We start from the raw sequence: 12586 nt of genomic DNA, 5'->3' as shown, positions 1-12586 counted from the left end.
CGAAGTCTCCATCTGCTCAGCCCGGTCCTGACACCGGTCTGGCTGAGAAAACGAGCGGGGACGCCCAAGGGTTACGGCAAGGCCCGGTGAGGGACAAATATGGGACTTTAACGCAATCCGGTGGGCAGAAGTTGTGCCAAACGGCGTACCGCGCGGTGCTGAAGGGCCTTGATGGCTCCTTCGTTGCGCTTCATGATCGCCGCGGTCTCGGCGACCGAAAGCCCCTGCATGAACCGCAGCACGATGCACTCGCGCTGATCCTCGCCGAGTTCGGCGACGCAACGCAGCAGTTCGGCCCGGGTGGCGCGGCTGATGGCCTGCTGTTCGGGACCCGCGACCGCCTGCACGCCGACGTTCCCGATCGGCGCGCCGTTGGGCTCGGCGACCTCGTCGGTGACCACTTCGAGGCGGAACCGGCTCGACTTCACGTGGTCGAGGATGATGTTGCGCGCGATCGTGACGAACCAGGCGCCGACGTCACGCCCCTGGTAGCTCACCGACGTGATGCGGCGAAGCGCGCGGAGGAACGTCTCGCTGGTGACGTCCTCGGCGAGGTCCCGGTCGCCGAGGCGGAACAGGACGTAGCGGTAGACGACGTCTACGTAGCGGTCGTAGAGCCGCCCGAAGGCGGAGGTGTCGCCGCCCTGCGCGGCGCTGACCAGCTCCCACGCTTCGGCTTTCGCGGCTTCGGCGGCGTCTGAGCCTTCTTCCGCCTTGGGCCGGGCCGCGGGCGCCGCGGGGAACCCGCTGCGGCGGAGGATGTGGCCCGCCAGCATCGAGACGGGGTTCGGCGCGGGAAGAGTCACGGTCCACCTCCCGTTCCGGACAGGGATGACCGGCCCGCATGTCCCACCGCCGCGTGGGCCTGCAAGATCTGCACGTCCGGACTCCCTTTCTCACCATCGAGTGATCAACACCACTCGACGACGCCCAGCAGCATACGTGTAGTTACCGCGAAGTAGGTAGCGGTGCCGGGGTTACGGAACTGCGACGAAAGCGAGTGACACCCATGACGGTGGCCGAGATGACAAACTGACAACGCCGTTTCACCGAGGGAAGAGGTTCGCAGTTGAGCGCGGAGCAGGTTGCCGAAGGAAGCGTGCCCACCTTGCTCGCCGAGGCCGCCCGTCAGTGGCCTGGCAAGGCGGCCGTCCAGGAGACCGGCGGCGGGGTCGCGCTGACCTGGTCGGAGCTCGACAACGCCGCCCACGCGCTGGCCCGCGCCCTGCTCGACGCGGGAATCGAGCGCGGCGACCGGGTGGCGCTGCGGCTGCCGACGTCGGCCGCGTTCGCCGTCTCGCTGTTCGGGGCGCTCCGGGCGGGCGCGGTGGTCGTGCCGATCTCGCCGCAAGGCCCGGCGGCGGAGCTGAAGGGGCTGCTGGAGCACAGCGGCGCACGGCTCGTCCTCGAACGCGAAGTCACCGAGGATCTCCCCGATGGAGTGACAAGCCTCTCACCGCCGGTTACCTCTGATGGAGCAGTCGAACCGGTCGACGCGTCCGGCGCGGGCGAGGACATAGCGGTCATCTCGTACACCTCCGGCACGACCGGCCCGCCGCGCGGCGTGATGCTGTCGCATCGGGCGCTGCTGGCGAACCTCGACCAGCTGAGCCGGATCGTCCCCACACCGCTCGTGCACGGCGACCGCGTGCTCATCACCATCCCGTTGTTCCACGTCTACGGCCTCGGTCCCGGTCTCCTGCAGACCACGGCGGTCGGCGCGACGGCGATCCTGTCCGAACGGTTCCTCGCCGAGCGCACGCTGGCCGACTGCGCCGAGTACCGGGTCACGTCGATCGCCGGCGTGCCCGCGATGTACGCCGAATTCGCCGCGATGGACCCGGAAGAACTCGGCCGGGGCCTGTCCACCGTCCGGCGGATGACCTCGGGTGCGGCGCCGCTGCACCCCAAGATCCTCACCGCGCTCCGCGGCGCCACCGGCCTCGATGTCTACGAGGGCTACGGCCTCACGGAATGCGCGCCGGTGGTCACCACGACGCTGGTCACCGGCTACCCGAAGCCGGGTTCGGTCGGGCGGCCGCTGCCCGGCGTCGAGCTCCGGCTGGTCGACAGCGACGGCGACGCCGAACCCGTCCCGCTGGACCCGGACGATCTCGGCGACGCCTTCGACGAGGACGGCGGCACCGGCCTGGTGTCGATCCGCGGCGCGAACCTGTTCTCCGGTTACTGGCCCGACGGCTCGCACGGTCCCGACGAGGACGGCTGGTTCCGCACCGGCGACGTCGGCTACCTCGACACCGACGGCGACCTGCACCTGGTGGACCGCGCCAACGACCTGATCATCGTCAACGGTTTCAACGTCTTCCCGCACGAGGTCGAGAACGTGATCTCGATGCTGGACGAGGTCGTCGAGGCGGGCGTCGTCGGCGTCGTCGACGAGCGGACCGGCGAAGCGGTGAAGGCCGTGGTCGTCCCCGCGCCCGGGGCTTCGCTGTCGGAGCAGCAGGTCGTCGAGCACTGCGCGGAGCATTTGGCGGGGTACAAGGTGCCGCACACCGTCGAGTTCGCGGAGTCCCTGCCGCATTCGGCCACCGGGAAGCTGCGCAGAATGCGCCTCAGGTAAAGATTGAACGCATGGTGCACCACGTGACCGTCATGACCCGCACGGGTTGCCACCTGTGCGAGGTCGCGGAACAGGACATCGAGCGGATCTGCGGCGAGCTGGGCGTCGCCTGGTCGGCGCAGGACGTCGACAGCGACCCCGAATGGCGGGCCGAATACGGCGACCGCGTGCCGGTGATCCTCGTCGACGACGCCGAGCACGGCTACTGGCGTGTCGAAGAGGACAGGCTCCGGAAGGCGCTGGCGTAACACACTCGTAAGGGCGATCGGGCGACCTGAAGGCCCGTTCGCTCCGAAGATGGAGTCGTGGACGACGAACGCAGGCTCACCTCTTCCCAAGCCGCGCTGACCGGCCTTCTGTCGCTGGCGGCCGCTCTCGGCGTGGGGCATCTCGTCGCGGGTTTCGTGGGATACACTGCCTCGCCGTTCGTCGCCGTCGCGAACTTCGTCATCGACCACAGCCCGCACGCGGTGGTCGCGTGGGCCGAGCAGACGCTGGAAACGTGGGACAAGTTCGTCCTCAAGATCGGCCTCGCCGTCGTGCTGGTGCTGTTCGCGCTGCTCGCCGGACAGCTCTCGCGCCGCAATCCGCTGCCGGGCCAGGTGATCGTCGGCTTGCTCGGCGCGGCGGGCGTGGCCGCCGTCTTCGTGCGCACCGACCTCGGGCAGATCGCGCTGCTGGCGCCGGTGATCGCCACCGTCGTCGCGCTCGTCGTGTTCACCCGGCTGCATTCGTTCTTCCGCCCGAAGGTGTTCTTCGACGACCGCGAAGGCGAGGGTCCGGACCGGCGGAAGGTGCTGATCACCGGGGCCTCCGTCGCGGCGGGGGCCGGTGTCGCCGCGCTGACCGGCCAGATCGTCGGGACCAGGAAGAACGCCGAGGAGTCGCGGGCCGCCGTCGGCAGGCTCGTCGCGGCGAAGACCGCGCCGCCGATCCCGCCCGACGCGGACTTCGCGAAGCTCGGCACCCCGCCGTACCTCACTCCTTCGAAGGATTTCTATCGGATCGACACGGCGCTGGTGGTCCCGCAGGTCCGCACCGAGGACTGGAGCCTGCAGATCCGCGGGATGGTCGACCGCGAGGTCACCTATCGGTATGAAGATCTGCGCTCGCGGCCGCTGATCGAACGCGACGTCACCCTGTGCTGCGTGTCCAACGAGGTCGGCGGCCCGTACATCTCCAACGCCCGCTGGATCGGCATCGACCTGCGCGACCTGCTGAACGAAGCGGGCGTGAAACCGGGCGCCGAGCAGATGTTCGCGACCAGCGTCGACGGCTGGACCTGCGGTACCCCGGTCGAAGCCGCCCTGGACCCGCGTCGCGGCGCGATGCTCGCCCTCGGCATGGACGGCGAACCGCTCCCGATCGAGCACGGCTTCCCCGCGCGGATCGTGATCCCCGGGCTCTACGGCTACGTGTCCGCCACCAAATGGGTCACCGAACTGGAGATCACCACCTGGGAGGAGCGCCAGGCGTACTGGCTCGGCCGCGGCTGGGCCAGGGAGGCGCCGGTGAAGACGCAGTCGCGGATCGACGCGCCCGGCTCGGCGGTGAACGCGGGCAAGGTCGTGGTTTCCGGGACCGCGTGGGCGCAGCACACCGGCGTCGCGAAGGTCGAGGTCCGGGTCGATCAGGGGCCGTGGCAGGAAGCCGTCCTGTCGGCGGAGACGTCGAAGGACACCTGGCGGATGTGGTGGACCGAAGTCCAGGTCGCCCCTGGTCAGCACGAGATCGCCGTCCGGGCGACGGACCAGTCGGGCTACACGCAGACACCGGAGCGGGCCGGAACCGTGCCCGACGGCGCCACCGGCTGGCACACGGTGTCGGTCAACGCGCGCTGAGGCCTCGGTCACCGTGGTCGTGAGTGGCGATTCGGGTTAGAACCCGAATCGCCACTCACGACCGAGTGGGCAGTGTGGGGTGCGTCATCCCCTCTACCTGTGACTTTGTGCCTGCGTTCACAAGTGGCTACCGTAGATACGTCGCCTCCGAAAGCGCCCGGCATCGAACCGGACTCAGCGCCGCGGGTCAAGAGCCGATTTCCAGGTTCGGGCGATTCATGTCGTCAGCAGGGACCAGAGGGAGCGGACAAGCGTGGTGTCGCAACGAGGCCGGCGCACCCGGGTGACACCGGACGCCGACAACGCGCCCACCGCGGAGATGCCGGCCGTCGAGGCCACCGCCGAACCCGAAGCGGTCCGCGCGAAGTCGATCCCCGAAGCCGCCGTCGCCCGCCTCGCCGTGTACCTCCGTGTCCTCTCCGGGCTGGCCGAGCAGGGCGCGACGACGATCTCCAGCGAGGAGCTTTCGCAGGCCGCGGGCGTCAACTCCGCGAAGCTGCGCAAGGACCTGTCCTACCTCGGCTCCTACGGCACCCGCGGCGTCGGCTACGACGTCCAGGTCCTGGTCAGCCAGATCGAGCGGATCCTCGGCCTGACCCGCAAGCACAAGGTCGCCGTGGTCGGTATCGGTAACCTCGGGCACGCGCTGGCCAACTACGGCGGGTTCCCCGGCCGCGGGTTCCCGGTCGAGGCGCTGTTCGACCTCGACCCCGATCTGGTCGGCGTCCCGGTCGGCGGCCTCCCGGTCTCGCATCTCGACGAGATCCCCAAAGTATGCGCCGAACGGCAGATCTCCATCGGCGTCATCGCCACTCCGCCCACCGCCGCGCAGTCCGTCTGCGACCGGCTCGTCGCAGGTGGCGTGCAGTGCATCCTGAATTTCGCCCCGGTGGTGCTGCAGGTTCCGGCACATATCGAGGTGCGCAAGGTCGATCTCGCGGTCGAGCTGCAGATCCTGTCGTTCCACGTCGCTCGCCGCGCCGATCTGGCCGCTAACGGCAACGGCGGAGGAGACGGTGGCCCCGGGGGCGCCGACAATGGCAGCGTGAACGGCCACGGCAACGGAATGGTGGTGCGCTGAAATGAGCGTGTTGGCGGTCGGGCTCTCGCACCGCAGTGCCGAGCTGAGCACCCTGGAACGTGTCGCGGTCCCCGCGACCGACGTGACCAAGGTGCTCCACGAACTGCAGCAGGCCGAGCACGTCAGCGAGGCGATCCTCGTCTCGACCTGCAACCGCATCGAGGTCTACGCCGTTGTCGAGACCTTCCACGGCGGTCTGAACGACGTCTCCGACGTGCTGGCCCGCCAGGCCGGGATGCAGCCCGCGGACCTTTACGACTCGCTGTACGTGCACTACGCGGGCGCCGCGATCGAGCACCTGTTCTCGGTCACCTCGGGGCTGGACTCGATGGTCGTCGGCGAGACGCAGATCCTCGGCCAGATCCGGTCCTCGTACGCCACCGCGCGTGAGGCGGGCACCGTCGGCCGCACGCTGCACGAGCTGATCCAGACCACGCTGCGCGTCGGCAAACGCGTCCACACCGAGACCGGCCTCGACCAGCTGGGCGCGTCGGTGGTCTCCGAGGCGCTGGCCGCCGCGGGCGACATCGCCGGCAAGCGCGCGCTGATCGTCGGCGCCGGGTCGATGGGCGCGTTGACCGCGTCCCAGCTGCGGAAATCCGGGATCGGCGAGATCACCATCGCCAACCGCACCGAGGCGAGGGCCGCCCGCCTCGCCGCCGCGAGCGTCGAGCAGGGCGTGCCCGCCAAGGCCGTCCAGATGAGCGGCATCGCGGACGCGGTCGCCGAGGCGGACGTCGTCGTCTGCTGCACCGGCGCGCAGGCCGCGGTCTTCACCGCCGCGCACGTCCCGGCTCGCGCCGGACGCCCGCTGGTCGTCTGCGACCTCGGCCTCCCGCGCGACGTCGACCACGACGTCGCCGAGCTGGCCGACGTCACCGTGGTCGATCTCGAGACCATCCAGCGCCGCATGCGGGAAGCGGGCACCCCGACCACCGAACGGCAGACCGCGAAGGCCACCGGCATCGTGCTCGACGAGGTGCGCGAGTACCTCGCAGGCCAGCGCAGCGCCGAGGTCACCCCGACGGTGACGGCGCTGCGGCGCCGGGCGGCCGAGGTGGTCGACGCCGAGCTGCTGCGGCTGGACAACCGCCTGCCGGATCTCGAACCCGGGGTCCGCGAGGAGGTCGGCCGCACGGTCCGCCGCGTGGTCGACAAGCTGCTCCACGCGCCGACGGTGCGGGTCAAGCAGCTGGCCGCCGAGACGGCCGACACCGATTACGCCAACGCGCTGCGCGAGCTCTTCTGTCTCGACCCGCAGGCGCCCGCCGCGGTGGCGAGTCCCACCGCGCCGAAGGGTGCCGGCGGTGAGCGCGGCCCGATCCCGGCCTCGGGAAACGACCCGTCGCGCGCGCTCCGGGCGGAGGCCCCGCCATCGCGACGGCGGGGCGCCGAGTAATGACAAGCGAGTTCCAAGTGCACGGGCGCCCTGGCGGCGCGATCGCGGTCGCGCGCCGCACCGCGAAAAAGGACAGTGATCATCAGTGAGCAGAGTCATCCGCATCGGGACGCGCGGCAGCAAACTCGCCCTCGCGCAGACCGGCACCGTCGCCGACGCCCTGCGCGCCACCGGGGCCGAGGTCGAGCTCGTCACCGTGACGACCCCTGGCGACAAATCGTCCGCGCCGATCCCGACGATCGGGGTCGGCGTCTTCACTTCCGCGCTGCGCGAAGCCCTGCTGCGCGAGGAAGTGGACGTCATCGTGCACTCGTACAAGGACCTGCCGACGAAGCCGGAGCCGGGCATCACGCTCGCCGCCGTGCCGCCCCGCGAGGACCCGCGCGACGCGCTGATCGCCCGTGACGGGCTGACGCTGGGCGAGCTTCCGCCCGGTTCGACCGTCGGCACCGGCTCGCCGCGGCGGACCGCGCAGTTGCGCGCGCTCGGTCTCGGTTTGGAAATCGTGCCGATCCGAGGCAATATCGACACCCGCATGCGCAAGGTGAGCGACGGAGAGCTGGACGCCGTCGTCCTGGCGCGTGCCGGACTGGCCAGGATCGGCCGGGCGGAGGAGATCACCGAGACCCTCGACCCGATCCAGATGCTGCCCGCGCCCGCACAGGGCGCGCTGGCGGTGGAGTGCCGGACCGGTGACGTGGACATCGAGCACCTGCTCGGGTCCACAGTGGACGATGAAGGCACCCGTGCCGTGGCGACCGCCGAACGGGCGTTGCTCGCGGCGCTGGAAGCCGGGTGCAGCGCACCGGTCGGAGCGCTGGCGGAGATCGTCGAGGACCTGGACGCCGAAGGGCGGGTCGTCGAGCGGATCTCGTTGCGGGGCACCGCCGCCGTCGAAGGGGACGGGGACGCGGTCGACATGGTGCGCGCTTCCGCGCTCGCCGACAAGAACGAAGCCGATCAGCTCGGCCGGACACTGGCCGCCGAGCTGCTCGACCTGGGGGCCGGCGCGCTGTCCGGCCCCGCCCAGTGAGTCAGAACGTTGAAGGTAGGGCCGCGCTCGACTGCGGCCGCTCAAGAGGAGAACGCACAGATGACCCCCGCGCGTAAGACCACCGGGCGTGTCGCCTTCGTGGGCTCGGGCCCCGGTGACGCCGGTCTGCTGACCGTCCGCGCTCAGGAGCTGCTCGCCAAGGCCGAGGTCGTGGTGACCGATCCGGACGTCCCTGCCGGTGTCCTGGCCTTCGCCGCCGAAGGTGCCGAAGTGCGCCCCGCCGTCGGCGAGGCCACCGAGGTCGCCAAGGACCTGGTGAACGAGGCCAAGGCCGGACGGCTGGTGCTCCGGCTCATCGCCGGTGACCCGCTGACCCAGCCCGCCGTCGTCGCCGAGGTGCAGGCCGTTTCCCGGACCAGCGCCGTGTTCGACATCATCCCGGGCGTCTCGCCCGGCGCGGCCGTCCCGGCGTATGCCGGTGTCGCTCTCGGTGGCACGCACACCGAGGTCGACGTCCGCGGCGACGTCGAATGGGCCGCACTGGCCGCCACCCCCGGCCCGATCGTGCTGCACGCGACGTCGGCGCACCTGGCCGAGGCCGCGTCCGCGCTGACCGAGCACGGGCTGGCGCCGACCACCCCGGTCGCGGTGACGTCCAACGGCACCATCAACACCCAGCGCACCCTGGACACCACGCTGGCCACCGTCGCGAACGAGGCGGGCGAGCTCGTCGGCCCGCTCATCGTGACCATCGGCCAGGCCGTCGGCCAGCGCTCGAAGCTGTCGTGGTGGGAGTCGCGCGCGCTGTACGGCTGGAAGGTCCTGGTGCCGCGCACCAAGGAGCAGGCCGGTGAGATGGCGGAGCGGCTTCGCGGCCACGGCGCCACCTCGCACGAGGTCCCGACCATCTCGGTCGAGCCGCCGCGCAGCCCCGCGCAGATGGAGCGTTCGGTCAAGGGTCTCGTCGACGGCCGCTACCAGTGGATCGTCTTCACCTCGACCAACGCCGTCCGCGCGGTGTGGGAGAAGTTCGAGGAGTTCGGCCTCGACGCCCGTGCCTTCTCGGGCGTGAAGATCGCCTGCGTCGGCGAATCGACCGCCGCGAAGGTGCGCTCCTTCGGCATCATCCCGGAGCTGATCCCGGAGGGCGAGCAGTCCTCGGAGGGCCTCCTCGCCGAGTTCCCGCCGTACGACGACGTCCTCGACCCGGTCGACCGCGTGCTGCTGCCGCGGGCGGACATCGCCACCGAGACCCTTTCGGCAGGCCTGCGCGAACGCGGCTGGGAGATCGACGACGTGACCGCGTACCGCACCGTCCGGGCCGCCCCGCCGCCCGCCGAGACCCGCGAGATGATCAAGACCGGCGGTTTCGACGCGGTCTGCTTCACCTCGTCCTCGACCGTGCGGAACCTCGTCGGCATCGCCGGCAAGCCGCACACTCGCACGCTGGTCGCGTGCATCGGCCCGAAGACCGCGGAGACCGCCGTGGAGTTCGGGCTGCGGGTCGACGTCCAGCCCGAGAAGGCCGACGTCCCGCACCTGGTCGACGCGCTCGCCGAGCACGCCGCCCGGCTCCGTGCCGAAGGCGCGCTTCCGCCGCCGCGCAAGGCGAAGCGGGCCCGCCGCTCCTGACGGTCGCTTGAAGTACGTGAAGGCCCCCTTCACTGCGCTAGACGCAGTGAAGGGGGCCTTCACGTACTTAGGGAAACTTCGCCGCGTGGGTAGTGGCCGGTCATAGCGTCGGTGATTCCGGCAGTCGCCGGGGAGTGATCATGAAATCTCTCGTTCTCGCCGTCGCCGCCATGGGTGCCGTGGCCTCGGATTTCCGGGTACGGCGGGCGCCGCCACCCCCTTCGAGGTCTGCACTCCGGCCGGTTGCGCGGTCCAAGGTGTCCGACAGTTCTCCCGTCGCCGCCCTCACCGTGTGGTTCACCGAGTCCCCGGTGGGCAGGAAGCTCCAGATCGTCGTCGATGACGGGGTGAGATGGATCGACGCCGGGTTGTCGACCAGTGCGACCCGCTTGGTTCTGTTGAGGGTGTGTTGAGTGTCCCTATTTCCACACACCCCTCCTGAACCGGTCGTGACAGGGACGGTCGCGCCGGACCGTGTGGATTTCAGGTCATCCAACGCACCGAAATCCACACAGTGACACAGTGAAGGACGCGGTCCGGCACCGCGCCAGAACACGGTTCAGCTGAAGAACTTCACGACCTCCGTGTACGCCAGGTACGCGAACATCGCCAGGCACACGCCCAGCAGCCCGTTCGAAAGCCACCGCGAGCGTCCTTCCCGTGGCACCCGCGAAGTGTTCAGCAGCACCAGCAGGGTCGCCGCCAGGAACGGCATGAACAACGCGCCCAGCACGCCGTAGATCACGGTGAGCTGGAAAGGCTGGTCCAGGAACAGCAACGCCATCGGCGGGAAGGTCAGCCACAGCACGTATCCCCGGTACGCGGCACTGCGCTCGCCGGCCTTCTTCTCATACGTCTCAACGCTTTCCGTCGCGTCCTTGGGCAGCCGCAGGATGCGCCACCAGTCCGCGAAGAGCAGGCTCACGCCGTGCCAGACACCGATCACCGACGTGAACGAAACGGCGAAGAAGCCGATGAGGAACGGGATCCGCGCCCATTGCCCGTAATCCGCGGCGAGGGTGTCGCCGAGGAACAGCAGGCCCTTGTCGCCCGAGATGATCTTCTGGCCCATCAGCAGTTCCGCGCCGACGATCAGCATGGCGATCACGAAGATCCCGGTCATGACGTACCCGACGGCGTTGTCGGTGCGCATCATCGGGAGCCACTTCGACGAGCGCCAGCCCTTCGCGAGCGTCCAGTAGCCGTACGCCGCCATGGTGATCGTGCCGCCGACGCCGCCGACCAGGCCGAGGACGTAGACGAGCGAGCCGTCGGGCAGGGTCGGGACGGCACCCTTGAACAGTTCGGCGAAGTTCGGCACGACGAGGATCGCGGTCCCGACCACGGTCACGAACATGACGCCGGTGAGCACCGTCATCAGTTTCTCGATGATCGCGTAGCGCCCGAACCACACCAGCGCGAAGCCGAGCAGACCGCAGATCATCGCCCAGTACCGCACCGAAAGCGCGGGGAAGAGGGCGTTCAGCGGCAGGCCCGACGCGGACATCGCGGTCGCGCCGTAGACGAAGCCCCAGATCACCGCGTAGATCCCGAAGTAGATCAGCGCCCAGATCCCCAGCGTCCGCCAGCCGGACAGGATCGTCCGGCCCGAGGTCAGATGCCAGCGGCCGACGGCTTCGGCCAGCGCGAGTTTGAAGATCGTGCCGACGAGCACCGCCCACAGCAGCGTGTACCCGAAGCGCGATCCGGCCACCATCGTCGCGACGAGGTCGCCCGCGCCGACCCCGGTCGCCGCGGCCATGATCCCTGGCCCGACCTGGCGCAGCCGTGCGCGCCAGCCGACGGGCGGTTCTTCCAGTTGGTCGGTCACCGTTGAGCTCGACATGCAGGGGAAGGTAACCCACGTCACACCGCACGGGAATCGGACAAAGGTGACTCTTTACCGATCCTTAGGAAAGGTTCGGCCGTTCACCGCCTCTCAAGCGGGCGGGAGTACCGTCGTAGGGGTGTTCCCCGAACATCGTCCCCGCAGGCTCCGTACCACTCCGGCCATGCGCAGGCTGGTCGGTGAGACGACGCTGCGCCCGCGCCAGCTGATCCTTCCCATGTTCGTGGCCGAGGGCATCGACACGCCCCGCCCGATCTCCAGCATGCCCGGCGTCGTCCAGCACACCCGCGACACGCTGCGCAAAGCCGCCGTCGACGCGGTCAACGCCGGGGTCGGCGGCCTGATGTTGTTCGGCATCCCGAAGACGCGCGACGCCGAGGGCTCCGGCGCGATCGACCCGGACGGCATCCTCAACGTCGCCCTGCGCGACCTGAGGTCCGAGCTCGGCGACGCGACGGTCCTGATGGCGGACACGTGTCTCGACGAGTTCACCGATCACGGCCACTGCGGCGTCCTCGACGCCGACGGCGGTGTCGACAACGACGCGACCCTGCGCGTGTACGCGGAGATGGGTCTGGCGCAGGCGGAAGCTGGGGCGCATCTGCTCGGCCCCAGCGGCATGATGGACGGTCAGGTCGGCGTCATCCGCGCCGCGCTCGACCGCGCCGGCCGTACCGACACCGGCATCCTCGCGTACTCGGCGAAGTTCGCCAGCGCGTTCTACGGCCCCTTCCGCGAGGCCGTCGATTCGCAGCTGAAGGGCGACCGGAAGACGTACCAGCAGGATCCGGGCAACGTGCGTGAGGCGCTGCGCGAGATCGAGCTGGACATCGCCGAGGGCGCCGACATGGTCATGGTCAAGCCCGCGCTGTCCTATCTGGACGTCATCAGGGCCGCCGCCGAGACGTCGACGGTTCCCGTCGCGGCGTACAACATCTCGGGGGAGTACGCGATGGTCGAGGCCGCCGCGGCGAACGGCTGGCTCGACCGCGAGCGCACGATCCTCGAGGTGCTGACCTCGATCCGCCGCGCCGGCGCGGACATGATCCTGACCTACTGGGCCGCCGAAGCCGCAGCTTGGCTGGACTAGGCAGTATCTCTCGAGGCGCGCTTTCGGATTTCCGTAGCCGGGCCGCGGCCGCGGGCGAGCACTCACCCAGCCGTGTCGGCGGCCCGCCTCCGCAAACCCGAGGCCTCCGGCCAAAC

10 protein-coding genes are annotated in these 12586 nt (G+C 69.9%); 8 read left to right on the top strand and 2 right to left on the bottom strand.

Features of this window, described 5'->3' with window-relative positions; all coding sequences use genetic code 11:
• Window positions 1-107 precede the first annotated feature (107 nt).
• Window positions 108-806 carry a sigma-70 family RNA polymerase sigma factor gene (locus tag NQK81_RS20425; RefSeq protein WP_126733218.1) on the bottom strand — a complete coding sequence of 233 codons (699 nt, stop codon included), beginning with the start codon at window positions 804-806 and terminating at the stop codon, window positions 108-110.
• Between the two features lie 293 nt (window positions 807-1099).
• Between NQK81_RS20425 and NQK81_RS20420 the strand changes: the two genes are divergently transcribed.
• The 7 genes from NQK81_RS20420 (at window position 1100) to NQK81_RS20390 (ending at window position 9531) form a co-directional block, all read left to right on the top strand.
• Entirely contained in the window at window positions 1100-2584 is a 1485-nt protein-coding gene (locus NQK81_RS20420; protein ID WP_257489375.1) for an AMP-binding protein, read from the top strand.
• 11 nt (window positions 2585-2595) lie between these two features.
• The gene (locus NQK81_RS20415) at window positions 2596-2832 is read left to right on the top strand and encodes a glutaredoxin family protein (protein WP_257489374.1); all 237 of its coding nucleotides are present in this window, start codon (window positions 2596-2598) and stop codon (window positions 2830-2832) included.
• Window positions 2833-2889: 57 nt separating this feature from the next.
• On the top strand, window positions 2890-4425 hold the full coding sequence (locus tag NQK81_RS20410) for a molybdopterin-dependent oxidoreductase (RefSeq protein WP_257489373.1): 1536 nt from the start codon (window positions 2890-2892) through the stop codon (window positions 4423-4425).
• A gap of 253 nt (window positions 4426-4678) precedes the next feature.
• Window positions 4679-5506, top strand: coding sequence for a redox-sensing transcriptional repressor Rex (locus NQK81_RS20405; protein ID WP_371878877.1), 828 nt, complete (start codon window positions 4679-4681; stop codon window positions 5504-5506).
• 1 nt (window position 5507) lies between these two features.
• Window positions 5508-6905 carry a glutamyl-tRNA reductase gene (locus tag NQK81_RS20400; RefSeq protein WP_257489372.1) on the top strand — a complete coding sequence of 466 codons (1398 nt, stop codon included), beginning with the start codon at window positions 5508-5510 and terminating at the stop codon, window positions 6903-6905.
• Between the two features lie 85 nt (window positions 6906-6990).
• Window positions 6991-7938 (top strand): hydroxymethylbilane synthase, encoded by a 948-nt coding sequence (hemC, locus tag NQK81_RS20395; RefSeq protein ID WP_192747713.1) that lies wholly within the window; start codon window positions 6991-6993, stop codon window positions 7936-7938.
• Between the two features lie 60 nt (window positions 7939-7998).
• Complete coding sequence (locus NQK81_RS20390) at window positions 7999-9531, top strand: bifunctional uroporphyrinogen-III C-methyltransferase/uroporphyrinogen-III synthase (RefSeq protein WP_034310603.1); 1533 nt, start codon at window positions 7999-8001, stop codon at window positions 9529-9531.
• A 559-nt stretch (window positions 9532-10090) separates the two neighbouring features.
• Here NQK81_RS20390 and NQK81_RS20385 read toward each other — a convergent pair.
• Window positions 10091-11377: an Nramp family divalent metal transporter gene (locus NQK81_RS20385; protein WP_257489371.1), complete on the bottom strand. Its 1287-nt coding sequence runs from the start codon at window positions 11375-11377 to the stop codon at window positions 10091-10093.
• Window positions 11378-11498: 121 nt separating this feature from the next.
• On the opposite strand from NQK81_RS20385, the gene hemB reads away from it, so the two are divergent.
• A complete protein-coding gene (gene hemB / locus NQK81_RS20380; protein WP_257489370.1) occupies window positions 11499-12470 on the top strand; it encodes a porphobilinogen synthase in 972 nt (323 codons plus the stop codon).
• Window positions 12471-12586 lie beyond the last annotated feature (116 nt).

The organism is Amycolatopsis roodepoortensis, assembly GCF_024628825.1.
In the GTDB taxonomy this organism is placed as follows: domain Bacteria; phylum Actinomycetota; class Actinomycetes; order Mycobacteriales; family Pseudonocardiaceae; genus Amycolatopsis; species Amycolatopsis roodepoortensis.
Note: the sequence above shows the minus strand (reverse complement) of the source record. Positions and strands in the feature narration are given on the sequence as shown.

Coding starts and splice junctions, on each gene's coding strand:
- NQK81_RS20415 (WP_257489374.1), top strand. CDS start 2,596: ATGGTGCACCACGTGACCGTCATGACCCGCACGGGTTGCCACCTGTGC.
- NQK81_RS20400 (WP_257489372.1), top strand. CDS start 5,508: ATGAGCGTGTTGGCGGTCGGGCTCTCGCACCGCAGTGCCGAGCTGAGC.
- NQK81_RS20390 (WP_034310603.1), top strand. CDS start 7,999: ATGACCCCCGCGCGTAAGACCACCGGGCGTGTCGCCTTCGTGGGCTCG.
- NQK81_RS20385 (WP_257489371.1), bottom strand. CDS start 11,377: ATGTCGAGCTCAACGGTGACCGACCAACTGGAAGAACCGCCCGTCGGC.